At 36.1% G+C, this 25,010-nt stretch carries 22 protein-coding genes; 14 read left to right on the top strand and 8 right to left on the bottom strand.

Annotated features, from left to right (window positions below; all coding sequences use genetic code 11):
* Positions 1-594: 594 nt before the first annotated feature.
* From polA to AACL20_RS05995, 4 genes are all read left to right on the top strand, one after another.
* Positions 595-3,192 carry a DNA polymerase I gene (gene polA, locus AACL20_RS05980; protein ID WP_339052020.1) on the top strand — a complete coding sequence of 866 codons (2,598 nt, stop codon included), beginning with the start codon at positions 595-597 and terminating at the stop codon, positions 3,190-3,192.
* Positions 3,167-4,528 carry a DUF4153 domain-containing protein gene (locus AACL20_RS05985; protein WP_339052021.1) on the top strand — a complete coding sequence of 454 codons (1,362 nt, stop codon included), beginning with the start codon at positions 3,167-3,169 and terminating at the stop codon, positions 4,526-4,528. The genes polA and AACL20_RS05985 overlap by 26 nt, the downstream gene beginning before the upstream one ends.
* Positions 4,529-4,816: 288 nt before the next feature.
* Positions 4,817-6,091: an NADH-quinone oxidoreductase subunit NuoF gene (nuoF, locus tag AACL20_RS05990; protein ID WP_339052022.1), complete on the top strand. Its 1,275-nt coding sequence runs from the start codon at positions 4,817-4,819 to the stop codon at positions 6,089-6,091.
* Entirely contained in the window at positions 6,078-7,028 is a 951-nt protein-coding gene (locus AACL20_RS05995) for a fructose-bisphosphatase class II family protein (protein ID WP_339052023.1), read from the top strand. The genes nuoF and AACL20_RS05995 overlap by 14 nt, the downstream gene beginning before the upstream one ends.
* 251 nt (positions 7,029-7,279) lie before the next feature.
* On the opposite strand, the gene murB is transcribed toward AACL20_RS05995, so the two are convergent.
* The gene (gene murB / locus AACL20_RS06000; protein WP_339040997.1) at positions 7,280-8,170 is read right to left on the bottom strand and encodes a UDP-N-acetylmuramate dehydrogenase; all 891 of its coding nucleotides are present in this window, start codon (positions 8,168-8,170) and stop codon (positions 7,280-7,282) included.
* Complete coding sequence (locus AACL20_RS06005) at positions 8,163-8,867, bottom strand: alpha/beta hydrolase (RefSeq protein ID WP_410519940.1); 705 nt, start codon at positions 8,865-8,867, stop codon at positions 8,163-8,165. Before AACL20_RS06005 ends, murB begins: the two co-directional genes overlap by 8 nt.
* Positions 8,868-9,166: 299 nt before the next feature.
* On the opposite strand from AACL20_RS06005, the gene AACL20_RS06010 reads away from it, so the two are divergent.
* The 10 genes from AACL20_RS06010 to AACL20_RS06055 all read left to right on the top strand — a co-directional run bounded on the left by AACL20_RS06010 (position 9,167) and on the right by AACL20_RS06055 (position 17,546).
* Positions 9,167-9,577, top strand: coding sequence for an Rrf2 family transcriptional regulator (locus AACL20_RS06010; protein WP_339052696.1), 411 nt, complete (start codon positions 9,167-9,169; stop codon positions 9,575-9,577).
* A gap of 469 nt (positions 9,578-10,046) precedes the next feature.
* On the top strand, positions 10,047-11,204 hold the full coding sequence (locus AACL20_RS06015; RefSeq protein ID WP_339052025.1) for a cysteine desulfurase family protein: 1,158 nt from the start codon (positions 10,047-10,049) through the stop codon (positions 11,202-11,204).
* 9 nt (positions 11,205-11,213) lie between these two features.
* Complete coding sequence (locus AACL20_RS06020; RefSeq protein WP_339052026.1) at positions 11,214-12,431, top strand: IscS subfamily cysteine desulfurase; 1,218 nt, start codon at positions 11,214-11,216, stop codon at positions 12,429-12,431.
* A 95-nt stretch (positions 12,432-12,526) separates the two neighbouring features.
* The gene (iscU, locus tag AACL20_RS06025) at positions 12,527-12,922 is read left to right on the top strand and encodes a Fe-S cluster assembly scaffold IscU (RefSeq protein ID WP_339052027.1); all 396 of its coding nucleotides are present in this window, start codon (positions 12,527-12,529) and stop codon (positions 12,920-12,922) included.
* Positions 12,923-12,938: 16 nt separating this feature from the next.
* The gene (locus AACL20_RS06030) at positions 12,939-13,286 is read left to right on the top strand and encodes an iron-sulfur cluster assembly accessory protein (RefSeq protein ID WP_339052697.1); all 348 of its coding nucleotides are present in this window, start codon (positions 12,939-12,941) and stop codon (positions 13,284-13,286) included.
* Positions 13,287-13,422: 136 nt separating this feature from the next.
* A complete protein-coding gene (gene tolQ, locus AACL20_RS06035) occupies positions 13,423-14,145 on the top strand; it encodes a protein TolQ (protein ID WP_339052028.1) in 723 nt (240 codons plus the stop codon).
* Positions 14,145-14,621 carry a biopolymer transporter ExbD gene (locus AACL20_RS06040; RefSeq protein WP_339052029.1) on the top strand — a complete coding sequence of 159 codons (477 nt, stop codon included), beginning with the start codon at positions 14,145-14,147 and terminating at the stop codon, positions 14,619-14,621. Before tolQ ends, AACL20_RS06040 begins: the two co-directional genes overlap by 1 nt.
* 50 nt (positions 14,622-14,671) lie before the next feature.
* Positions 14,672-15,613 (top strand): hypothetical protein, encoded by a 942-nt coding sequence (locus tag AACL20_RS06045; RefSeq protein WP_339052030.1) that lies wholly within the window; start codon positions 14,672-14,674, stop codon positions 15,611-15,613.
* Positions 15,610-16,473 (top strand): ABC transporter permease subunit, encoded by an 864-nt coding sequence (locus AACL20_RS06050; protein WP_339052031.1) that lies wholly within the window; start codon positions 15,610-15,612, stop codon positions 16,471-16,473. The genes AACL20_RS06045 and AACL20_RS06050 overlap by 4 nt, the downstream gene beginning before the upstream one ends.
* Positions 16,474-16,622: 149 nt before the next feature.
* Positions 16,623-17,546 (top strand): class I fructose-bisphosphate aldolase, encoded by a 924-nt coding sequence (locus tag AACL20_RS06055; RefSeq protein WP_339052032.1) that lies wholly within the window; start codon positions 16,623-16,625, stop codon positions 17,544-17,546.
* 400 nt (positions 17,547-17,946) lie between these two features.
* On the opposite strand, the gene AACL20_RS06060 is transcribed toward AACL20_RS06055, so the two are convergent.
* The 6 genes from AACL20_RS06060 to plsX all read right to left on the bottom strand — a co-directional run bounded on the left by AACL20_RS06060 (position 17,947) and on the right by plsX (position 24,449).
* Complete coding sequence (locus tag AACL20_RS06060; protein WP_339052033.1) at positions 17,947-18,729, bottom strand: MotE family protein; 783 nt, start codon at positions 18,727-18,729, stop codon at positions 17,947-17,949.
* A 6-nt stretch (positions 18,730-18,735) separates the two neighbouring features.
* Positions 18,736-19,230 carry a DUF6468 domain-containing protein gene (locus AACL20_RS06065; RefSeq protein ID WP_339052034.1) on the bottom strand — a complete coding sequence of 165 codons (495 nt, stop codon included), beginning with the start codon at positions 19,228-19,230 and terminating at the stop codon, positions 18,736-18,738.
* 50 nt (positions 19,231-19,280) lie between these two features.
* Positions 19,281-20,249 (bottom strand): FliM/FliN family flagellar motor switch protein, encoded by a 969-nt coding sequence (locus AACL20_RS06070; RefSeq protein WP_339052035.1) that lies wholly within the window; start codon positions 20,247-20,249, stop codon positions 19,281-19,283.
* A 59-nt stretch (positions 20,250-20,308) separates the two neighbouring features.
* The gene (locus AACL20_RS06075; RefSeq protein ID WP_339052036.1) at positions 20,309-20,863 is read right to left on the bottom strand and encodes a flagellar basal body-associated FliL family protein; all 555 of its coding nucleotides are present in this window, start codon (positions 20,861-20,863) and stop codon (positions 20,309-20,311) included.
* 272 nt (positions 20,864-21,135) lie between these two features.
* Complete coding sequence (locus AACL20_RS06080) at positions 21,136-22,962, bottom strand: LTA synthase family protein (RefSeq protein ID WP_339052037.1); 1,827 nt, start codon at positions 22,960-22,962, stop codon at positions 21,136-21,138.
* Between the two features lie 416 nt (positions 22,963-23,378).
* Entirely contained in the window at positions 23,379-24,449 is a 1,071-nt protein-coding gene (gene plsX / locus AACL20_RS06085) for a phosphate acyltransferase PlsX (protein WP_339052038.1), read from the bottom strand.
* Positions 24,450-25,010: the final 561 nt, after the last annotated feature.

The raw sequence follows: 25,010 nt of genomic DNA on the forward strand, positions 1-25,010 counted from the left end.
ATATAAAAGTAAAACCTACAGTGGACTAGAGAGCATAGAAATGATGAATTAAAGAGCTAATTTTAGCTTTAAGATATTTAAAACCATATATCAGTTTATGACATCTTTAACTTCCCTTACTATAGTTTGGAGCAATTAGCTCCCAAGAATCATATGTATTGTAGATTTTATGGTATAAGTAACAAGCAAAATATCTAAAACCTAAAATCATGTCAAATGATTCGATTTCAACAGGCCCATTATATAAAGTCTGCCCGCTACAATCGATTTGCTGCACAAATAATAATCTCTAAATTATATACTTATATATTTTGCGTAGGAATTAACGAAGTAATACTTGAAAATCAGGCCAAAAATGTCAACACAGGTGACTTTACCGGCAGCATCATATATGAATACAACATAAAATCATTTATGAATTGAAATACTATATCCATGTGGGATTTTATTTTTTATAAGTGATATGATACCACTACTGGAATAATACAAATAGACATCAAATTTTGGCAAAGTTCTTCCGCGCGCACTATTCAATCACAATTTGAATGTCTATACACAAGTTAAAAACATCACTATCAGTATATACAAAAGCTAATGAAAAATCTCTGCTTAATCGATGGATATGGGTTTGTATTCCGTGCATATCACTCACTACCGCCACTTTTATCGCCTGATAATTTGCCAGTGTCTGCAGTATACGGATTCCTAAACATGATCGTAAAAATATTAAAAGAGCATCAATATGATCATATAGGAATTGTATTAGATAGTGGGAAGAAAAATTTCAGGCATGATATATCGCCGGAGTATAAAGCTAATAGACCAGAAGCGCCTGAAGACTTAAAAGTGCAATTTCCAATAATAAGAGAAGCAATAGAAGCGCTGAATATTAGCGTTATAGAACAAAACGGCTTTGAAGCAGATGATTTAATTGCATCTTACACCAGAAATGCAAGGAGTAACAATTATAAAGTCACAGTAATATCAGCTGATAAAGACTTAATGTGCTTAATGGCAGATAGCGGTGTTATCTTATATGACCCGGTAAAGAACAGAGTGATTAGCAAAGATGATGTAGAAAAAAAGTTCGGAGTTGGCCCTGAGAAGATAGTAGATGGGCTCTCTCTCATTGGTGATGCTTCTGATAATATCAAAGGTGTTAAAGGCATAGGCAATAAAACTGCTGCTACCTTGTTAAATACATTTGGATCACTAGAAGAAATATATGATCATATCGATTCTGTCACTCCAAGTAGAATTCAAAACCTACTGATAGAGGGAAGAGAGAGCGCATTTTTATCAAAACGATTGGTGACATTGGATTGTAATGTTCATTTGTTGAGCGGTATTGACCAGCTTGCGGTAAAAAAATTTGACATAGCTATGCTAACAGAATTTTTATCAAAATATGGATTCAAATCATTTTTTCATAAATTTGGCATTGCACAACCAGAGCCAACTCTTTTTAGAGAAGAAGAAGACGGCTCAAAGCTTAGTACTTTATTTGATAACCAATTTATAGAATTTAGTGATATCACAGCGCTGCTACCAGAAATAGTGAAATACGGCCTCATCACCTTTTTTATATCAATAGAAAGCTTCACATTTTTTTCATGTAATAAAGTTTATAAAGTAACAAACTCTAAGGATTCAGACTCAATTAATTCGATATTACTCACAATGAAATCGGTAATAGAAGATGATTGTGTCCAAAAAGTGGCAGCAAATGCAAAAGATCTCATACACAGATGTATGGATCTTGCAATCAAATCATCTGATATAGAGGACCTAAGCGTCATAGCATATACTGTAAAAATGGGAAAATACAAATATGACATAGAAAGTCTTTGTAGTGAATATTTAGATTATCATTGTAATATTGATGCAGGTGTGTTGTTTTTATTATACAAGAAACTAAAACAAAGACTCTTTGATGAGAAAAAGTTGTGGCTATATGAAACAATAGATAGGTGTCTTGTGGAATTAGTTTGTCACATGGAGAAGATAGGAATTCTAGTAGATCAAGAATCTCTAAAACGTCTCTCACTTGGTTTTAAGTCGAGACTCAGTGATCTTGAAGAGGAGATATATAAGCTTGCTGGGAGAAGTTTTAATATAGCTTCGCCAAAGCAAGTAGGGGAAGTCTTATTTGATTCAGAAAATAGTAGCAGTCTGAGTTTGCCAGGTTTTGCAAACAACAAACGAAGCAAAGCAAAAAAATCTAGAAAGACCGGAAATTATGTAGTTGATAGCAATGCGCTTGAAGAACTGTCGGATTCGGGAAATAAGATTGCGCCAATAATTTTAAAGTGGCGGCAAATTTTTAAGCTAGTTACTACATATACAGATGGCCTGCAACATTCAATAAACCCTATTACTAAAAGATTACATACAACGTTTGAGCTTACAGCAACGGCAACTGGGAGATTATCTTCCAAAAACCCAAATCTACAAAATATTCCAATAAAAACTAAAGATGGCGCAAGCATCAGAGAAGTATTCATAGCTAAAGAAGGATGTGTTTTACTCTGCGCTGATTATTCACAAATAGAGCTGAGACTCCTTGCGCATATTGCAGATGTCGCTGCTTTGAAATCGGCATTTTTAGATGGTAAAGACGTGCATGCAATTACTGCGAGCCAAATTTTTGGCGTACAGCTAGAAGATGTCACTCAAGGATTAAGAAGAAAAGCAAAAGCAGTAAATTTTGGCATCATTTATGGTATTAGTGCCTTTGGCCTTGCAAGGAATTTAGATATAACTAAAACTGAAGCTGATACATATATAACAAAATATTTTAAGCAGTATCCTGGAATTCAGCAGTATATGGAGAAAACCATCAACTTTACAAGAAGAAGCGGTTTTGTCGAAACTCTATTCGGCAGGAGGTGTTATATAGATGGAATAAATGATAAAAATCACAATATTAGGCAATTTTCTGAAAGAGCAGCTATCAATGCTCCACTGCAAGGAACAGCATCTGACATAATAAAAAAAGCAATGGTAGAGCTGCCAAGTCATATAAATAAGTATATGGTACTCCAAGTGCATGATGAGCTATTATTTGAAGTACCAGAAAATGAAGCTACAGAATACTCAGCAATAATCAAAGATATAATGGAAAATGCAACAAAGCTAAATGTGCCGCTTGTTGCAGATTGTAAATTTGGCAAAACTTGGGGTATCAAATAAAATGGCTATGCATCAAAGTGTCAAACAAATCGCAGAAACTATAAAGAGGTTTCCTCTCCCTGTGATTTGTAGCTTATTGTTTTGCATCTTAATCATTCTACATGCATCATTTTTTAGCTGTGATAAAACACACTTTGTGATCCTATTCAGTGAGTGTTTTTGGCTGATATCTGTACAGTTATACGCGGAGAGCAGGCGCTGGTCTGTTGGAGAATATTATCTGATGAGCCTTCCTATATCGGCTTTTATTGCGTGGTATTTCTATGCGTTTAATACAGCCTTATATGCTTTTCCATTCTTAGGTGCTGGATTATTTATTCTTATGTTTATTGCGCCATTTATTGGAAAAGCAGTAAAGAGTGCAGAAATATGGTGGTTTCAATATCGTCTCTTCATACAGATTTGTTTTACAACAATGATATCGATACTTTTATTCATTTTTGTTTGCTTTGTTATATATAGTTTTGAGCTGTTATTTGACTTTAAACTTCCAGATAATTTAACAATTAGCTATATGTTGCCTATAATAGCCACCTTCCTTGCGCCAGTTATCGCAATGTCTGGTATTCCTACGAGTTATACATTCACCTCCACTGATTATCCAAATTTTATACGTTTAACACTGAGTTACCTGGTTATTCCTGCATTACTAGTTTACTGCACGGTTTTGTATATATACACAGCAAAAATTTTGATATCGTGGCAATTGCCAATTGGGAATTTAGCATATTTATTCTCTATTTTTGGTGTATCAGGAATTGTGACATACGTAGCCTGTTACTCTTTTCGCAAAATATCCGGCATTTTTAAGCTTTTTTGCGACAATTTCTTTAGAGTTCTTCCTGTTATAACTATATTGCTTGGTAGCGCGATATGTACACGCATTTATGAATTTGGAGTCACAGAGAGTAGATATTTTATCTTTTTGCTTCTTATATGGTTTATTTTATGCACTTTCTTTCACTTTTTTTCTGCAGAAAATAAGGTTATAAAGCTTATTTTTATAAGTATTGTAGTGCAACTTATTATTGCTGCATTTGCACCATTTGGAGCAGTAAGCATTTCAGAATGGAGTCAAAACCATAGATTAGAAAAAATACTTGTGCAAAACGGTATGCTCTCAGATGGTAAGCTGCATAAATCAATAAATAAATTAGATAGTAAAACGGTTGCTGACATCAAATCTATAATAAAATACTTAGTCGAGACAGAAAAAACTTATAAGCTAAAAATATGGTTACAATCTGATGAAGATAAAAGCATTCATAATAATACTAACTCGATCACAGCAAATAGTGTATTAGAAAGAATGGGTTTATCTTCTGAGAATACTTGACAAATCTATACCTTTAAGTTTTGTTGCAAAGTTACATAATATGAAGCTTTAAGTAGAATAAATAGCGATGAAATATGTATATAATTATTGTGCTATAACAAGTTTAGAATTTATAATATTTTTGCTGCTCATAAAATTTGCATTTTACCTTTTTATACTTCTGCAGCTGAACTATAGATAATATAGACCTGCTGAAAAAGTTGAAAAACTTGATTTGCGTCTTTATAATGGGCTATCATTATGTTGATACAAAAATAAAGTCCATCTATCCATAAGAAGTAGGCAGCCATGCTAAAAAATACCGACAGAATCTTTCACAACCTTGCGGGAAATCTGGGATTTGATTTAAGTGCAGCCAAAGAGCGGGGTGATTGGGCTGGCACCGCTTCCATACTAAAGCGTACCCATGATGAAATTATAGAAGAAGTGAAAAAATCAGGCCTTAGAGGTAGAGGAGGAGCAGGATTTTCTACAGGTACAAAATGGTCTTTTATGCCTAAAGACTCTAAATTACCATCATACCTTGTAATTAATGCAGACGAGAGTGAACCGGGAACCTGTAAAGATCGCGATATAATACGATTTGAACCGCATAAAATCATAGAGGGTGCACTGATAGCAGGATATGCAATGCGTGCAGTTGCAGCTTACATATACATACGTGGTGAATTTTATAATGAAGCTGTTATTCTACAGAAAGCAATAGATGAAGCATATAAAAATGGCTTAATCGGAGATAATGCATGTGGATCTGGATATAATTTCGATGTCTATCTTCATAGAGGAGCAGGAGCTTATATATGTGGTGAAGAGACTGCACTCCTAAATAGCCTTGAGGGAAGAAAGGGCATGCCAAGGCTAAAACCACCAGCCTTCCCTGCTGCCGTTGGTCTTTATGGAGCTCCAACTACCGTCAATAATGTGGAGACTATAGCAGTCGTTCCAACAATAATGAGACGTGGAGCAGACTGGTTTGCTTCGATAGGAGCAAAAAATAACTCAGGTACTAAGATTTTTTGCATTTCAGGACATGTAAATAAGCCATGTAATGTTGAAGAGGCCATGTCCATCCCGCTGAAGGAGTTAATAGAAGAACACGCAGGAGGTGTAATTGGCGGATGGGATAATTTGCTTGCGGTCATCCCTGGTGGATCCTCTGTTCCGCTTTTACCTAAAAATGTTTGCGATACAGTTATAATGGATTTTGATAGCTTAAAGGCCGCTGGATCAGGTCTTGGAACAGCTGGTGTTATAGTAATGAATAAATCTACAGATATAATAGAAGCAATAGCAAGACTCTCAAAATTTTATATGCACGAATCTTGTGGTCAGTGCACACCTTGCCGTGAAGGCACTGGATGGCTATATAGAATGATGTCGAGATTTGTTGAAGGCGATGCTGAGTTCGCAGAAATAGATCAACTGCTAGATCTTACTAAGCAAATTGAAGGGCATACTATATGTGCACTTGGTGATGCTGCAGCTTGGCCAATTCAAGGTCTCATCAAGAATTTTAGAGGCGTAATTGAAGATAGGATGAAGCAGTTTCATGGCACTAAATAGTTTTTTAGAAAACGAATCTTTAATTAGGGATATTGCAGTAGCATCAACTCAGAGAGCTGCCGAAGCCTGTTTTAAACACATTGGCAGGCTAGATGAGACTGCTGCAGATAGAGCAGCTGTAGATGCTATGAGAAGATACTTGAATCACTCTGCAATACTTGGAAGAGTTGTTATAGGAGAAGGTGAGAGGGATAAAGCGCCTATGCTTTATTGTGGTGAAGCTCTAGGTACTGGAAATATAGAAGTTGATATCGCAGTGGATCCACTTGAGGGAACAACAATTTGTGCTGAGGGAGGAAACGGTGCTCTTTCTGTGATAGTTATGGGGCAAGTAGGAAGTCTTCTCGAAGCTCCAGATGTTTATATGGAAAAGATTGCCGTTGGCATTCCGTGTCAAGTCGATCTTAGGAATCCTGTTGAGGAAAATATTAAGATACTGGCAAAGGCTAAAGGTTGTCATGTATCAGATATTTCTATTGCAGTGCTAAAAAGACCAAGACACACTAAATTAATTGAGAATATAAGTCTGGCAGGCGCAAAGGTATTACTCATATCTGATGGAGATGTTGCGGCAGTGATATCAACCAGACTGCTTAGTAGTGATAATAACGCACCAGATATGTATATAGGAATCGGCGGCGCACCAGAAGGTGTAATCGCAGCTGCGGCTTTGAGATGTATTGGTGGAAAAATGCAAGGTAGGCTGCTTGTGGATAATGAAGCAGAAAGCCACAAAGGTGATGTCTTGGAGATTGGCGATATGGTGAAGTCTGGCGCAGTAGTAGCGATGACAGGTGTGACAAGCGGCAATATATTAAAAGGTGTAAAATTAGTAAAAAATTTTGAAACACAATATCTTGTATTTAACACAATGGTTTTTGGCCCAAACGTTGGTACATACAATAAAATCACCTCATGTATGCCGCAAGGTATATAGTTTATACATCAAAAATTAGCCCAGGATTCAACCCTGTGCTAATTTTTGGATACATTAATTGGTCCTGTACAGCACAAACACTGCTTTCACAAAATCCTTAAGGTTTTTGCGTTTATTATAACATTTTCCTGCGGATTTAAAGCGCTATTTTGACGCTTCTGGCAGCATTTCATACTTGTTTCGAGACTTTTGGCATGTGTACTTTCTAAAAGGACAAAGCTAAAGTGTTATGTTATTTGTGGAAGTTGGTATTATATTTTCATCCTCTTAACTTCTTCTTCTAGCATAATTCCGGTATTTTCATACACCGTTTTTTTGACATATTTTATCAAATTTTCTATATCACTGGCTGTTGCACAGCCTGTATTGATTATGAAGTTGCAATGCATAGTTGAGATTGAAGCACCTCCTACACTAGCTCCAGATAAGCCCGAGTTCTTAATTAATTCCCACGCCTTAAATCCTTGTGGATTTTTGAAAGTAGAGCCGCAAGTTTTTGACTTAATAGGTTGAGTTTTTAGCCTCTCTTCTTGTATTCTCTTTATATTAATGAATATTTCTTCTTCACATCCTGGTTTTCCAAGAAACTTTGCTTCAGTAAATATCCAATTATCATTTAGCGTTTTAGAGCGGTATGAATAGCCAATCTCATCTGCACTAAAAACCTTAACATTACCATGTAGATCAACAGCAGTTGCTTCCAAAAGTATAGACTTTATATCATGCCCATATGCCCCTGCATTCATTGCAAGAGCTCCTCCAATAGTGCCAGGAATTCCGGAGAGGAATTCAAGTCCAGATATAGCGTGCTGCGCTGCATAAAGCGCGACGTTGAGATCCATTGCTGCAGCCCCTGCAGTAACGAAAAGATCGCTGTGATGAATATAATTAAACCCTCGCCCTAACCTGATTACAACCCCTTGAAATCCATCATCTGGAATCAGCAAATTAGAGCCAACACCCATTACATAAACATACAATGCTGGATCTTTCCTGCGCAAAAAACATACTAAATCATCTATATCAGCTGGAAAAAAAACAACAAATGCACGTCCTCCAACTCCAAACCAACACATTTTGTCAAGATCTGCATTAAACCTATATCTACCGCGAACCTCTGGCAAAGAAGCTGTGTTATTCATTGATAATTCCTTGTTGTCTTCTTCTTCTGTCTTTTTTCACCTTTTTAGGAACCGTTTGCATATTAACCCTTGGCTCTAGATATGAATCTATAGCGCTAATCAGTTGGTCAATATGATCGTCAAAGAAGTGATTTGCACCTGTGATAGGGAAATATTCCACATCTGAATTTCTTTGCTTTTCCAACTTTTCATATAGACTAAATACCGCAGACTCAGGCACTGTTGTGTCTGATGTTCCTTGGATGATAATTCCAGGCGCAGGACATGGTGATAAAAACGAGAAATCATAGGAATGAGCTGGCGGTGAGATAGCAACAAAGCCACTTAGCTCTGGACGCCTCATCAAAAGTTGCATAGCAATCCATGCTCCAAATGAGAAACCAGCAATCCAATAACTAGATGCAGAAGGATTTTGTGTTCCAAGCCAATCTAAAGCAATTGCAGCATCTAAAAGTTCACCAACGCCATGATCAAAAGTTCCATCAGATTTCCCAACTCCGCGAAAATTAAACCGTAAAACTGAAAAATTGCGCTTAGCAAAAGTATGAAATGTGTTATACACAACTTTATTATTCATTGTTCCGCCGTAAAGTGGATGAGGCTGAAGAACTATTGCAGCTGGCGCATTTTGCTGTGAAGAATGACAATATTTAGCTTCTATTTTTCCAGCCGCACCATTTAAAATTAATTCTCGCATATTAGATTGTTTTATAGTTGATTTATTTACTAGGTTATTATACACTGCCAAGCAGATGGCTGCGCAAAGAGCGTATACGATACTAAATAACAGGAGCATTTGAATCAAGCTAAATATAACGTATTTTGTATATAAATGGAAAGCTGATTACATTTATTAATTATGCTTGTTTTATGTTTTTATTATCTAGTTTTTGCAGCTTACTTTTGCCAGACATTTCAAGCTCTAGCTTTGAAGTGCATAGCAAGAAAGGAGTTTGATATGAGACAATTCTATCTTATATGATTTTGTATTTGCTTATGCTTTTGACAACAAAAGGGAGATATGCTGTGACTGCAATGTTAGATATTGTGATGTATGGTAATACATCTCCTGTTCGGCTTTGCGACATCTCGTCTAGACAGCAAATAGATCTCGGATATCTTGAGCAGATTTTTGTGAAGCTGAAAAAAGGTGGACTGGTAGTGAGTATTAAAGGCCCTGGCGGCGGGTATATGTTAAATAAACCAAGTACTCTTATATGTCTTGAGGAAATAGTAGAGGCAGTTGGCGAAAGTGTAAAGATGACAAAGTGTGATGGTAGTGGCGCTTGCCGCTCTGACGGAATGCGATGCGCATCTCATAATCTTTGGGTAGCATTTGAGAAGAATATCAGAACTTATCTCAGAAGCATTACTCTTGCTGATGCATGTAGCGGCGTTGCTTTATGAGTTTGATTTCGAAATGAGTTTAAGAGTAGAGGATGATCCCATGTCGTGTCTGGTTGTTGCGTTATAACTCTGAGATAAATAAAGAGTTTGTATTTAACTTGCGTACATAAGAAATTATACTTTAAAAAAGCCATGAGAAATACAGGCAACATACATATGTCATAAAACGTATTTTAATGGCGCCAATTTCAAAAAGTATGACGAGTTATATTGCACTGCCTATATAAGCGCACGCGCGAGGATTGTAAAGGCATGATTTTTTAGAGTACTAATGAACTTCTTGCACATAATATTTTTACATATTTGCAAAGAAATTAACTAAGTAATATGGAAAATTTAGTCAAAAAGTCTTGCATAATAACTTGGTTAACATGGCTATAGAAAAACTCATATGTTTTTGATTCCTTAACTTTCTATTTCTTGTAGTGAAACGGATGTTGTTTATTTATACATTGTTATAAGTTGTTATATGGTAGTAGGGAGCGATAATGCTAGAGTATCTAAAATGTTAGTAGATCTAGTGTATTTTGATCACAACTCAACTGCACCTATGTTAAAAGATGTTGAGCTTGCTGTATCTGAAGTGATGCGGATTCCACTGAATGCATCCTCTGCGCATACCATAGGTAGGCGCGCAAAGTGCTTGGTAGAAGATGCACGCACTAAACTCAGAGCATTGTTAAATTTAGGGCGTGAATACAGAATAGTTTTTACTAGTTCTGCCACTGAAGCGAATAGCTTAGCAATTTTAGGGATGCGAGATATCTCAAAAATTACTTCTGCAATAGAGCATGATTCCGTACTGCATAATGTTGGCGTTGGATCAATACCTGTGAATTCAGATGGTATTATAGATATAGTTAGTGCCGAAAAGCTTATCGAAGATTTTGTACTAAAAAGTTCTGGTGCTAAATTTTTGGTTTCTGTAATGATGGCAAATAATGAAACAGGCGTTGTACAGCCTATAGCCGAAATTGCAGCATTGGCACATAAGCATGGCGGTATTTTCCATACTGATGCGACACAAGCTATAGGAAAAATTCCGTTAGATTTCGCATATATGGATATTGATATTGCAACTATATCTGGACATAAATTTGGCGCTCCAATCGGCGTTGGAGCTTTAATTTATAAAGAAGATGTAGGGATTATGCCTAGCTATTTCGGTGGTGGGCAAGAGTATAGAATAAGACCCGGCACTCATAACGTTCCTGCCATATATGGACTTGGCATTGCATGTGACATAGTGAGGCAACGAGGTTTTGATTCTAGAATTGAAGATTTGAGAAATTACCTAGAGGACTCGATCTTGCGCTTAGCTCCAGATGCTATTATTTTTGGAAAAAATGTAAAAAGACTGCCGAATACATCCATGATTTCTATGCCTGGGGTTCCTGCTGCAACTCAGGTTATTCATTTTGACACGAACGGAATCATGGTAAGCGCAGGCTCCGCATGCTCTTCCGGAAAAGTGGATTTATCAAGGATTTTACTTGCTATGGGCTACAGCGAATCTATCGCAAATAGTGCAATTCGGGTTAGCCTAGGTCATAGAAATAACAAAGCAGAGATTGATAAATTTGTTAAAATTTGGGCTGATTTATATAAATCAGTAAATAATTTTTGAGAGATTGGTATGTATAGCGTTAGATTGCCTGTTTACATGGATTACCAAGCAACTACTCCTGTTGACAAGAGAGTGCTGGATGAGATGCTGCCCTATTTTAGTGAAAAATTTGGCAATCCACATTCCAGGACTCACAAATTTGGATGGGAAGCAGAATCCGCTGTTGAAGAGGCTAGAAACAGTGTTGCTGAATTAATTGGAACCGATTCAAAAAGTATAGTGTTTACCTCAGGAGCAACTGAAGCAAATAACCTTGCATTAAAAGGAGTTGCACATTTTTATAAAGAATCTAAAAATCATATAATTACTGTTGTAACAGAACATAAATGCGTACTTGATACGTGTCGTTATCTAGAACAAGAGGGTTTTAGGGTAACTTATCTGCATGTCAAAAGAAATGGCGTACTAGATCTTAAGAACTTGGAAGATGCAATAACAGATAAGACAATTTTAGTTTCCGTCATGTCTGTCAACAATGAGATTGGTGTAATTCAACCCCTTAAAGAGATAGGGGAAATTTGTAGGAAACATGGTATATTTTTTCACACAGATGCTGCACAAGCATTTGGGAAAATCCCAATAGATGTGCAAGAAATGAAGATAGATCTTCTTAGTATATCTGGACACAAAATATATGGTCCAAAAGGTATTGGCGCGCTCTATGTTAGCAGGAGACCAAGAGTTAGGCTATCTGCATTAATAAGTGGCGGTGGACAAGAAAGAGGAATGCGATCAGGAACCCTACCTACACCCTTAGTTGTTGGACTTGGCGCTGCGGCAAGGTACGCTAAGGCAGATATGGAAGAGGAGCGTATAAGAATTAAACGTTTAAGCGATAAATTCATAGATGCAATACTCAAAATCCCAGAGACTTATTTGAATGGCGATAGATTAAATAGATACCCAGGCTGCATCAATATTAGCTTTGCTGCCATAGAGGGAGAATCAATGATTGCAGCTATTAAAGACATAGCAGTTTCTTCAGGCTCTGCCTGTACTTCATCATCGCTTGAACCGTCTTATGTTTTACGTTCTTTAGGAGTGGGAGATGATCTCGCGCACACTTCCTTAAGATTTGGAATAGGAAGATTTACAAAGGAAGAGGAAGTGGATTATGCCATCTCATTAATCGCAAAAGCAGTAGAGCGCTTAAGAGCACTTAGCCCTCTTTGGGATATGTTGCAAGAAGGAATAGATATAAACCAAATTAATTGGGCGATTCATTAGTTTTTGCATAATTAAACATACATATAGTGCTATTTGAGTTTAAAGTGATACAATAGTGAATAGAAAAAATTTTAGGAAATAATGGAGATTTTCAAATGGCTTACAGCAAAAAAGTTATAGACATATATGAAGATCCTAAAAACGTTGGTTCTTTTCCAAAAGGGGAGAAAAATGTGGGAACTGGTCTTGTTGGCGCACCTTCATGCGGAGATGTGATGAAGCTACAAATTAAAGTCAATCCAACGACTAATATAATAGAGGATGCAGTGTTTAAGACATTTGGGTGTGTTTCTGCTATAGCGTCTAGCTCGGTAGCTACTGAATGGATTAAAGGCAAAACACTTGAAGAAGCAAGAAAAATAAAGAATACAGCAATTGTTGAAGAGCTGTCACTTCCACCTGTGAAGATTCACTGCTCTGTACTTGCAGAAGAAGCAATTAGGTCTGCTATAGCAGATTATGAAAAACAAAAAGATGTTGCAAACATATAGTTTAGATTTACATCATATGAGAACTGATTCTAAAAAAGCGATAATAACATTGACTGAAGCTGCTGTTTCTAGGATTAAGTACCTAATGGAAAAGCGAAAGTCTCCTGCCCTTGGGATTAAAGTAGGAGTCAAATCAGGTGGCTGCTCAGGTCTTGCATATACTTTCGAATATGCCGACGTTAAACCGGCCCTTGCTGAAGAAGTAACAGAAAATGACGTGACTGTTTTTATAGAACCAAAGGCTGTTTTATATCTTCTTGGCACACAGTTGGATTACAAAGACGAAAAAACAAGATCTGGTTTCGTTTTTATTAATCCTAATGAAAAGGGACGCTGTGGCTGCGGGGAATCTTTCTATACGTAAAGATTATTGCTTCTTCTAAAAAATGCTGATAGAAATCTTGCTTATAACTGAATTGTAACATACGCAAAATACGCTGATAATTTGTGTTATTTTTCTGTTAATACTATTAATTTTTGGTGTATTTGGAGCCTCCTCTATGAATGATATTGTGCAGAATGTTGCACCTTTGGTTGAAAAGTATGATGCCGTTTCATTCTTTGAGCTATTCATGCAAGCTGATATTGTGGTGAAGGCGGTAATGATATTGCTTTTGATTGCGTCCGTTTGTAGCTGGGCAATTATCATTGACAAGAATGTAGAATTTTTCAGGATGAAAGTGGCAATGAAAGCGTTTGAAAAGGAGTTTTGGTCCGGGAAATCTCTAGATATGTTATTTAAAAATCTAATTTCAAAGCGTGATTCTAACCCATTTTCGCGCATTTTAATAGCTGCAATGCAGGAGTTAAATGCAACAGAGGGCATAAATAACTTCCCCATAAAAAATAAGGAATCGATTTATATTAGAATAAACAATGCAATGCAGGTTGCTTGTAATAAGGCAATTGCAGAGAGAGAATCTAATATAGGATTTTTAGCAACTGCCGCTAGTAGCAGCCCGTTTATAGGACTATTTGGAACAGTTTGGGGTATTATGCATAGCTTCCAATCTATAGCTGCTTCTAAGAATACTACTCTTGCTGTTGTAGCACCTGGTATTGCAGAAGCACTACTTGCTACAGCTTGCGGATTTATTGTAGCAATACCCGCTGCGATTTTTTACAATAAGTTTTCACAAGAAATAGGAAGTTTAAGCGGCAGAGCTGAGAATTTCATGATAGAGTTAAGTAATATAATATTTAGAGATCTAGATAAGCACTGATGGCTATTACTCCTCGCATCTTGAATAGAAGAAATTCTAGTAGAAAATATGGGCTCAGTAGTGAGATAAATATCACTCCGTTTGTTGATGTAATGTTAGTTCTACTTATAGTGTTTATGGTAACATCACCCATGTTGGTTTCAGGTGTAGATGTTAATTTACCTTCACATAGCGCAAATCCTGTTTCAGGACAAGATGAGCCGCTAGCCGTTACTGTTGATAAGAAAGGAGTAGTATATCTACAGGAGAGCGCCGTGTCTGTTTCCGATTTGGCAGTCAAAATTAAGGCTATAACTGGAGAAAAAAACGATATAAGGATTTTCATACGTGGCGATTGTGACGCAACCTATGGCAAGATAGTTGAGGTTTTTCACAACTTGCGGTCAGCAGGAATTCAGAATGTTGTTTTAGTTAGTACGGTTTCTACAAATAACTCAAAAAATAAAAATAGCAATAATTCCAAGCAACACAAATGAGCACTAGTTTTGTTTACTCAATCGTACTACACTTGTGTCTTGGGCTTTTTATGTTGATGCATTTCCCAAGCTCTCCTGAGGAATTGCCACAAGAGAAAGCGATTATACTAGATATTCTAGATGCGAGTCGAGACTTAAATCTTCCAAATAAACCTCAACAGGTAAAAACAGAACAACCAAAAGAACCCAAAGAGCAGGAGCAACCCGAACAACCAGAGACTATTGAAGCTAAGCAAGATACTGTGAATAGGACTACTAGCAACTCAAAAGAACCTATTGAAGAGCTAAAACAACCTACCAAAGATAAAAATATTGATCCCACTAAGCAAGAAAAAACAAAAGATATTGAGCAAACGCCTAAAGAAATAGACTTGCCAAAGGAGAACATGCCTAACACAGAAAAAAAAGTTGAGCCAAAACCTATAGAGCAAACGCCCGCAGAACAGAAACCTAAAGAACCAAAACCTGTAGAACAAAAAAGCCCTACAAAACCTATATCAAAGGTAGATAAAAAGAACGAAAAAAAGAAATCTGAGGATGAATGGTCTAATAGTGTTCTTAAGTCTTTAAAATCTTCTACTACTAAAAAGAAACCAAAAAATATCTATGATGACATAGAAGAAGTCAATCAAGCTATTAAGTCATATTCACAAAAGAAATACGACAAGCAACGCCCTATGACTGCAAGTCAAGAAGCAGCAATCAGATCGCATGTGCAAAAATTTTGGTATGTTGCACCATTTAGTGGCGGCGCTGGAGCAAATGATGTTATGAGAGTTAGAGTCATCGTTTCACTGAATGCAAAAGGAGAGGTAATTACTGTGAAGACATTTGCAGATGCCGGAACAAGAAACAAGAATTACCAAGCATTTTTAGAAAGTGCAATGCGTGCAGTGCGTGACGCCTCTCCTTTCCCAGGTCTATATAAAGATCAGTATGATATATGGAAAGATATGGAATTTACATTTGATTCTAGTGGCATGGTACAATGATAAGTTTTTCTGGTTTTATAGATTTAGCTACAGTTGGCATTCAACAAGGGATGCTGCTTGGGATAATTGCGCTTGGCGTAATGCTGCCATTTAAAATTTTAAATTTGCCAGATCTTACAGCAGAAGGTTCATATACCATTGGTGCTGTCTTATGTGGAATCATGCTACTTAATGGAGCTAATTTTTTCTCTGCAACTCTCTTAGGAACAATGGCTGGTGGAACCCTTGGTATATGTACTTCGCTTCTATATTCTAGACTACAGCTAAATAGTCTGCTAGCTGGCATTATAGTAAGTACAATGACATATAGCATCAACTTAAGACTAATGAGCAAACCTAATATAGGAGTGTTTAATGTTAGTAATATGTTCAATGGTGCATTCCATAACATATGGAGTCAGAACGCAATAATATTCGTTATTTGTTTTGCAGCTGCACTTATCTTATACCGCTTCCTCTTTACAGAATATGGTATCAGAATGCGTGCAGTGGGCTTAAATCAAACTCTTGCTGCATTACAAGGAATTATAATGGAGCGCTATATTGCACTTTGTTTCTTCATTGCCAATTTACTTATTGCACTTGCTGGCGCATTAGCTGTGCAACTACAAGGCTATGCCGATATAGGTATGGGGGTTGGCATTATAATAAATGCCTTGGCTGCAATGATGATAGGGCAAAGTATTATAAAGCAAAATGGAGTGTTAAGTATAATAATTGCTCCAGTCATTGGCGGTTTAATATACCAACAAATTCAGGTAATTGTCTTGATCCTTGGGCTCGAACCATCTGACCTGAAGTTTGTTACAGGCTTGATAGTTATATTGATGCTTCAAATGAGAAGAAAAATATTGAATTAGAGCATTTTGACGATGCTAATCTTGAAAAGTATGACAAGTATGTCTGTTTAAAAAAGTTCTAAACATCAAAATCGATTGACGAAACATGTATATTATGCAATTCAAGTATTTAAGAAATTAGCGTTATTTTTTGGTTGGTAGTTATTTATATGAGTGCATTAGCAGATAGAGTATTATCTAATTATACTTCTGATAATCCAGGAACTAAAGCGAATCTAGCGCGTATTATGTTTTCTGGAAAGCTTGCAGGAAGCGGCAAGCTTGTAATCTTGCCAGTAGATCAAGGTTTTGAACATGGTCCTGCGAAGAGTTTTGCTGTGAATCCTGCGGCATATGATCCTTATTATCATGTAGAGCTCGCTGTTGCAGCAAATTTGAACGCATTTGCAGCGCCAATTGGGATGATGGAGATTATTGCAAGTAATTATGCTCACAAAATTCCTCTGATCCTAAAATTAAATAGTTCTAATCTTTTAACTCCAAAGTCTCTAGCTCCAGATCAAGCTTATACAGCATCTGTGCATGATGCATTGCGTCTTGGATGTGCTGCAGTTGGCCTCACTATATATCCTGGATCTGCAAACGCAGACAAAATGATGGAGGATGCAGCAAAAGTGGTGGCAAACGCAAAAGATTATGGTCTGCCAACCGTCATTTGGTCATATCCAAGAGGAGAAGATATCTCAAAAAATTCCGAAACTGCAGTTGATGTTGTTGCATATGCAGCTCATATAGCAGCTCTTATTGGAGCTCATATAATCAAAGTGAAATTACCAGCTGCGACGCTTTCTAGCATGGATATAAGTTCTCCGTATAAAGACTATGGCATTACAATTGATTCACTAAACGCGAGAGTAGCACATGTAATGCAATGTGCATTTCAAGGAAAGAGAATAGTTGTGTTTTCAGGTGGAGTACATAAAAGCCTTGAAGATCTATACAATGATATAAATGCTATTTGCAGTGGCGGAGGTCATGGCTCTATAATAGGAAGAAATACTTTTCAAAGACCAAGGAATGAAGCGCTGAAAATGTTATCACATATTACAGATCTATATACATCAGCGAAATGAAGAGTTGATATTGCACTTTTTGTGTAGGCACGGCCTTTTATTAGTGCTTACATTTTAAGTCTGTCCGTCAAAAATTAGCCTCAAAGCCTCGGCACGGCATTGTTGCATAATGCGTAATGCGTAGTGCATATCCTTGAGTTTATCTGCTAAATAGATCAGCTAAATAAACTAACAAAGCTGGTATTTCAATGGCAGATAAACTCAAGATACACAATTGGTCGGAATGGCATTGCGCTAATTTTTGGATATATTAATTGGTCCTGTGCCGCGCGCAAACACCGCTTTCATAAAATCCGTAAAGTTTTTGCATTTATTATAACATTTTCTTACGGATTAAAAGCGCTATTTTTGCACTCCAAGCCCCATTTCATGGCTGTTCCGAGACTTTTTGGCGCACGTACTAATTAACTGCTATTTTTTTACGATTAATTAAACCGATAGTTAATTCTTTAGCTTTTTCTGGATCCATAGATGCCAATATTGGGGCAATTCTGGTTTCCTTCATTTGTTCTACAACATCAAGAAGCACAGCAGTTTGCATATCATCAAAGATTTTCGCAGCATCAGATGGTTTCATATTTTCATATATCTTAACCAGCTTAGCATTCTTTTCTCTCTCATGATTAGCATACTGCTGTAGAGATGATTCAAGATTTGTTTTTAGTTTTGTCAATGTGACAATTTTAGTTTCTAATTCCTGCTTCAGTACATTGAGAGCATTTAACCTAAGCAAAAATTCTTGCTCTCTACTTTCAAGCTCTTCTCTTCTTTGTTTTAATTCCTGTAATATATCCAGAGTTATGGGAGAGAAGTCAGTAAATCTAGTACATATCTCTTTTTGCTGTGAAGCATTTAGAACAGCAGTGCTATCATTAGATTGTACTATATCTTTTGCGCTGTCTGCTTTTTCACCAGTAGATGACTTATCTGTTGTTTCTGAGGATACAGCAATATCCTCAACAATTTTTTGCACATCAGAAAAATTATTATCTATAGCTGCTAAAGAGACTTCATTACTCTTATCCAGAAATTCAGCATTATCTTTTTTATTAGACTGTTCATCTGTTACAGCTGCAGGTAGGACAATATTGGCATGTGCATCTGTATATTCAAAAGCATCTAGCAGTTTAGAGCCTAGAAATAACACAAGCGACACTATCACATATGGTAATAACCTCAACATAAGTCCTTATTCCCCAAATTCTTGTTGTAAGACAACAGTTCCAGGTGTTACTGCAACCTTTTTTGCTATTCCAGTACGTTTTGTTCTTGAAGTGCTTGTAGCTTTTTTGGGTTTCTCAGCATTCTTTGCTTCTTTAGTACTCACCTTATTACTAACCTTCCCAGAAGTAGATGATATTTTCTGTCCTGCTTGCTCCTCCTCAGCTAAGATATCTTCTTGAATAACAATCTTTGCTCTTGAAATCGCGCTTTCTAGCCTATCTGCTAATTTTGATGCTGATCCATTCATAAATGATAAATCATTAAGCAATTCTTTGGAAAGCTTTGTATGTGCATCCAGTTGAGATGCTGCTGTAGAAGAAGCTTCTTTAAGCGATGCGAGGCTTTTATGTGTTTGTATGATCGAGTTATCGAGCGCTTGAACAAGATTTTTCAGATCTTTTCTGCTATCCTTCAATTCAACAATTTTTCTATTAAGCCGCCAACAGAAAACGACTGTCATAGAAAGCATCAGTATTACAACTATATCGAGCAACATATATTTATTTTTATCTATACAATATTGTTAAACTTATTTATGTCAAAATCATCTACAAGTTGCACTGCTATCTTATCACCAACTTTACCAATTTTACCATTAGTAACTTTTATTCCATTGATGGTGATATCTACTTCTTCATCTGCAAATTTATCTAATATTAAAGTATGACCAACTTGCATATTAAGAAGATCTTGCATTTTAGAGTCAGAGTTTTTCAGTTCAACACGTAGTGTAGTTGTAACGTTGCAAATACTTTTCTCTAAGTGCTTAAACCATACTGGATCATGCCAGACTCTTTCATGAATAAATGGTTGCGTCAGCAATTTATGTATTGGCTCAAGTGCAGAGTATGGTAACAGGATATCAAGTCTGCCGTCTCTGGGTGGTATATAGAAATGCAAGCTAAAAGTGATGCCCATATCACTTGGTTTGATGATTCTTGCAAACTTAGCGTCAGTTTCTACCTGCTCAAGCTGAAACTTAAGAGGTGCCACGATTTCAAACGATAGACTCAAAGAATCCAAGAGAATCGCTAACACTTGTTTAGACATATCACATTCAATAGCAGTGAGCCTTCTGCCATCTGCAGGTGGAGAGGGATCTAACTTCCGTCCTCCAAGTAGCATATCAAATATGTGATAAAGCAGTCCGCCGTGGATGGAAATCAAACCGAAATCACCAAATTCAACCATTTTAAATATTGCAAAAACAGACTGAGTTGGTATCTCTTGTATGTAATCTGCGAACTTCACAGCACGCATTTTCTCATGTTCTATGTGAAGGTCACCAGCTATATATGAACGCAATGAAGCAGTTGCAAGTTTCACAAACTTTTCATACACAGCTTCAAGCATTGGTAGACGCACAAGCGATCTGTTATTTTTATCGAGTAGTGCTTTTATTCCTCTGTAACCTGAATCTTCCTTAGCAGATTTTTGCTTCACGTAAGATTCTTGTGTATCATGCTTTGCTTGTTCCATATCGATAAAATCCTTGAAATCACAAACTTAGGGGAATTTTCGTAAATCAGCGCTATTTTTTATTGAACTAATACGTCTTTAAACAGAATATCGTTGATTTTTGCGGGATATAAAATTTTGTTTATTCGTATAAGAAGCTCATCCCTGAGCCTATAAAGACTGATAGAGCCATACAAATCGTTTGGTCTTAGTTCTCGCAGGTAGAGTTGAAATGCATCCTTGACTTTAGGCATTAGCTTATTCAAGACAGCAAGACTTTGCTGGTCTTGTACTTCTAGAGTTATTTTTAACTTTAAGAAATTAATACCCTTGCCTCTAGTGTCAAGATTCACTATCATCTCATCAAGGTCTGTAAAAATAGGAGTATTTTGAGCTGCAGCTTCAACTTCTTGTTGTTTTGCAATTTCTTCGAGCTTAGCTTTTCGCTTTTGATAAAAAAAATAGGCCGCAATAGCAGATATCAACAAAATAACGCAAAGAGCTATAAAAAGCTTCATTTTATCCAATTTAACAGAGATCTTTGAGTGTTCTCTGTCAGTGAGCTGTTCTTCCATACCATCCATTGCAGACCTATCGCCTTTTGGTTTTATGCTGGAGACGTCATTGATTGCCATAATGTAGATATATTAATAAATTTCACTACCCTTGATACTCTCATAGCAAACTTTAGATTGCAACTATAAATCTAAGAAAAATTTGCGATTATTTAGTCGAGTATTTTTTTCCCAAACTTTTATAACTGTATTTTTATTAAACAGAGCAATAATAGATTTTATTTTTAAATTATTAGCATGTTATGCTTACTTTAAAGAGTGCATTACCGCCCAGTTTACATAATTTTCACAAAAGATTATAAAAAAGTTCATATATAGAAAGCGAAGCAATTTTACCGCTGCAAATATTGCCATTTAGATGCTAACTGAAAGTAAGAAATTGCTAGATCTAAAGTGGAGGAATCTGGGGTGACGGGTTCATGATGAGACTCTGTCAGATTATAAAATGAAAGGTCTTTTACTGGTTTTAGTATCAATAATGAGTTATTAGTTAGATATCCTAACTTTTGGTAATTTGATATAAATGCACGCTCTATTTTATCATTCATTGCATTCTTTCCGTAAAACGGAGCTGTATAGCTAATGTTTAGTATTCCAAGTATAGTTGGCGCTATGTCTATTTGACTCATTAATTGTGTAATTTCACCTTGCATAACTATCTTTGGAGCAAAGATCCACATAGGAATATGATATTTTTCTTTTTGCAGCTCCATTTTTCCTGCACTACTTGCTGTATGGTCTGCGACTATCACAAATATTGTATTATCGAACCAAGGCTCTTTTTTTGCATCTAATAGAAATTTCCCAATAGCATAATCAGTGTATTTTACTCCGCCTTCTCTACCAAATCCAGATGGAATATCTATCTTACCATCTGGATAGGTAAATGGTCTATGATTCGAGGTCGTCATGACCATATTAAAGAAAGGCTTAGAGCGTGCATAAGAATTATTGCTTTCCTTTATTACTTTATTAAATAAGTCTTCGTCACAAACACCCCATATATTAGCAAAGGTGATTTCACTACTACTAAGATTCGCTCTGTCTACCACTTTATAGCCATTTGTCCCAAAAAAATAGTTCATGTTATCAAAATAACCATAACCACCATATATAAAACTGCTTTCATAGCCATTGCTGTTCAAAATTGAGCCAAGTGATATCAAATTTTCGTTTCCTGGTCTTCTAATTATAGAATTGCCAGGTGATGGTGGAATAGATAGGGTTATTGCTGAAAGTCCATATACAGTTCTGGTTCCTGTTGCATGTAAATTACTAAAAAACAGCGACTTATGTGTAAGTAGATCAAGATTCGGTGTGAGATTTTTAGTGTTACCAAAACCACTAAGAAACTCTGCACTTAAACTTTCAACTGTTATTAATATAACATTATAGAGTCTTGCATCATCTATAGATTTTACAGTCCTTTTTATTCCATCTCCTGCAAATTCAGAATTCTTAGTGATTAATTCATTTTTTAAAATAGGAAATAAATACTCGTCTTGCTCAGTTAAGTAGAATTCTTCATAAGGAAGATCATTATTTCTAAATGCTGAAAAGAGCTCAAAGTATCCGTTTTTAGAGAGCTCATTAATATATCTATTTTGAGTAATATCTGAAAGCTTATTGTTTGATAATAAGAAACAAATTACAGGCAAAGCGAAGCTGAAAAACACAATAGATGAGCGAGTATACCAACTCCTATGAGTTAATTGCTGACTTTCTTGTCTAGTAATAATTTTGAATATCTTTTCAATGAGGAGAGCAAATAGAGCACATATTATTCCAATTACAGATAAAATCATTGTAACTGGATAAGACTCTAATATGTTGCCTATAACCTCATGTGTATAAACAAGATAATCAACAGCTATAAAATTAAATCGAGTGCCAAATTCTTCCCAGAATAAATACTCTGCAATGGTAGTAAACAGCAATATATATATATATATAAAGAAAAATAAAATCCTACATATAGAATAGCTACCAAGTTTTGTTAGGAAGAAAAATATTACTATAATAGGAAGCAGGAATGAAAATGCAATTAAGTCGTAAATGAAGCTTACAGCAAGTAGATGAGGAAGAGTAGAAAATTCGATATTAATATCATGAATAGACTGAAACAGCATGCTAGCGCGCGCTATGTTCTGAGCTATCATAAACAATAAAAATAGAAGCAAAGTGGTCTTGAAATATGGTATTCTTTGTATGTAAGCAGTCATTCTTATATTTCAGCTAAGTTAAGTAGTCGCCTGCGTCATAACTCTAAGAAGCGTAGGATTTATCTTGGCTTGCAAGCAATTATGATGTACCTAAAGTCCAGCAGCAAAAGTGGCAAAATTACCAAAAATCTTATGGATTTTGTGAAAGTAGTATTTGCTAGGAACAGGACAAATTATATATCCGAAAATTAGCGCAGCAAATCAATTTTTGACGGACAGACTAAAAACCGTAGATATAGAGAAATATTACTACTTAAATATTATGTAGTGTTTCAACATGTATGCCAAACCGTCTCTAAAGATTGGGACTAAAGTTAAGATTTTAAAAAATAACATATTTAGTTCATCTTGAACTAGAGACCTAAAATCTTAGCTGACGTATGTTTAATTTTATCTACAAAATTCAACCCTATTCCATTCTCTTCCAATATATTTAGTTCTGCAGAGATTGCTTCGTTTATGTTTCGTTTTGCAAGTTCTGATGCTGTAAGTATGGCGTTCAAAACACCTTCAATATTTGCAGAGCCATGACTTTTTATTACTATACCATTTAATCCTATAAACATAGCACCGTTATTCATATTAGGGTCTAGGTAAGATAGGCTTTTTTTCAGAGATTTCTTTAACAGTAGAGCGCCAAGCTTTGCTGTTAGGCCAGAGTGACAAGCTTGTTTTATGAGGTTAAGAAATATATGTGCTGCGCCTTCTGATGCTTTTAAAACTAAATTCCCTGAAAAACCATCTGTAACTATTACATCTGCTTTGCCTTTTGTTATATCATCACCCTCGATATAACCTATAAAATTCAAGCCAGATTCTCTGAGCAATTCGGAAGTTTTTTGTTCTAGATCGCGTCCTTTCACTTCTTCTTTTCCAATGTTTAAAATTGCTATGGAAGGAGAGTCATTTAAGAGAACCTTGGCGAAACATAGACCCATTACAGCAAATTGAAATAGCACAACTTCATTGCACTCATTATTTGCTCCCATATCCAGCATAACTGAGCGGCCATATAGATGAGGGAAAAGGCCTGCTATAGCTGGTCTCCTTACACCTTGCAGAGTGCCAAGTACAGACTTAGCCATTACCATAAGCGCTCCTGTATTGCCACAAGACACACAAGCTGATGCTTCTCCACTCTTGACCGCCTCAATAGACATCCTCATACTGGAATTTTTTCCATATTTTAGAGCATAAATAGGCTTATCGTTGTCCAAAACCACTCCGTTGGTATGATGTAACGAAAAAATATCTTGTGGGAGTCCTAGTTCATCGATTAAGGGTTTTACTACAACCTCATCTCCAAATAGCATAAAGCGTAGGTCACTACGCTTAAAATAGGTAAGTGCGATTGCTTCAAGTACAACTCTAGGAGCGCCAGCGCCGCCCATTAAATCAACGCTAATGGTAATGTTTTTTTCCATCTAATAATTATGGTAAAGAGGGATATTCACTATGCATTAAATTATAAAAACCTTCAATACACTAATCAGGTAGCTATAAAAAATGCCACTCTCTTTCGTTTTTCTTTTCAACCTAGTGTTGAGATTTTAGCTTACTTATTTAGTTATTGCATCATAACCTTTGAAGCGCAAGATTTATCTTGACTACAAGTAATTACGATGCACCGAAAGCCCCGCAGCAAAAATAGTAGAATTGCTACAAACCTTATGGATTTTGTGAAAGTAGTATTTGCTAGGTACCGTACAAATTATACATCCAAAAATTAGCACAGGGACGCCCCTAAAAGCTAATTTTTGTACATTTAACTTTAACTTTCCACAAAAATTTATTGGCGCAAGCAAATCAATTTTTGACGGACAGACTATTGAATGCTGCTAAAACATATAACCAAAACTTTCTGTAAAAACTAACAACCTTCTCTTAGTCTATTTGGTTTTAAACACCACAGCAACACTTGTGACATTCACGCAGAACAAAAGCAAAGTACTTGAATAAAATTTTGCAAGTAGCATGAAAACACT

It is taken from the genome of Candidatus Lariskella endosymbiont of Epinotia ramella, from assembly GCF_964019805.1.
Taxonomy (GTDB): Bacteria; Pseudomonadota; Alphaproteobacteria; order Rickettsiales; family Midichloriaceae; genus Lariskella.

Coding starts and splice junctions, on each gene's coding strand:
- murB (WP_339040997.1), bottom strand. CDS start 8,170: ATGAATAACACAGCTTCTTTGCCAGAGGTTCGCGGTAGATATAGGTTT.
- AACL20_RS06080 (WP_339052037.1), bottom strand. CDS start 22,962: ATGATAGCTCAGAACATAGCGCGCGCTAGCATGCTGTTTCAGTCTATT.
- AACL20_RS06070 (WP_339052035.1), bottom strand. CDS start 20,249: ATGGAACAAGCAAAGCATGATACACAAGAATCTTACGTGAAGCAAAAA.
- nuoF (WP_339052022.1), top strand. CDS start 4,817: ATGCTAAAAAATACCGACAGAATCTTTCACAACCTTGCGGGAAATCTG.
- AACL20_RS06075 (WP_339052036.1), bottom strand. CDS start 20,863: ATGGCAATCAATGACGTCTCCAGCATAAAACCAAAAGGCGATAGGTCT.
- tolQ (WP_339052028.1), top strand. CDS start 13,423: ATGAATGATATTGTGCAGAATGTTGCACCTTTGGTTGAAAAGTATGAT.
- AACL20_RS06040 (WP_339052029.1), top strand. CDS start 14,145: ATGGCTATTACTCCTCGCATCTTGAATAGAAGAAATTCTAGTAGAAAA.
- iscU (WP_339052027.1), top strand. CDS start 12,527: ATGGCTTACAGCAAAAAAGTTATAGACATATATGAAGATCCTAAAAAC.
- AACL20_RS06030 (WP_339052697.1), top strand. CDS start 12,939: ATGAGAACTGATTCTAAAAAAGCGATAATAACATTGACTGAAGCTGCT.
- AACL20_RS06015 (WP_339052025.1), top strand. CDS start 10,047: ATGGTAGTAGGGAGCGATAATGCTAGAGTATCTAAAATGTTAGTAGAT.
- plsX (WP_339052038.1), bottom strand. CDS start 24,449: ATGGAAAAAAACATTACCATTAGCGTTGATTTAATGGGCGGCGCTGGC.
- AACL20_RS06060 (WP_339052033.1), bottom strand. CDS start 18,729: ATGTTGAGGTTATTACCATATGTGATAGTGTCGCTTGTGTTATTTCTA.
- AACL20_RS06010 (WP_339052696.1), top strand. CDS start 9,167: ATGCTTTTGACAACAAAAGGGAGATATGCTGTGACTGCAATGTTAGAT.
- AACL20_RS06055 (WP_339052032.1), top strand. CDS start 16,623: ATGAGTGCATTAGCAGATAGAGTATTATCTAATTATACTTCTGATAAT.
- AACL20_RS06045 (WP_339052030.1), top strand. CDS start 14,672: ATGTTGATGCATTTCCCAAGCTCTCCTGAGGAATTGCCACAAGAGAAA.
- AACL20_RS06050 (WP_339052031.1), top strand. CDS start 15,610: ATGATAAGTTTTTCTGGTTTTATAGATTTAGCTACAGTTGGCATTCAA.
- AACL20_RS06065 (WP_339052034.1), bottom strand. CDS start 19,230: ATGACAGTCGTTTTCTGTTGGCGGCTTAATAGAAAAATTGTTGAATTG.
- AACL20_RS05995 (WP_339052023.1), top strand. CDS start 6,078: ATGGCACTAAATAGTTTTTTAGAAAACGAATCTTTAATTAGGGATATT.
- polA (WP_339052020.1), top strand. CDS start 595: ATGAAAAATCTCTGCTTAATCGATGGATATGGGTTTGTATTCCGTGCA.
- AACL20_RS06005 (WP_410519940.1), bottom strand. CDS start 8,867: ATGCGAGAATTAATTTTAAATGGTGCGGCTGGAAAAATAGAAGCTAAA.
- AACL20_RS06020 (WP_339052026.1), top strand. CDS start 11,214: ATGTATAGCGTTAGATTGCCTGTTTACATGGATTACCAAGCAACTACT.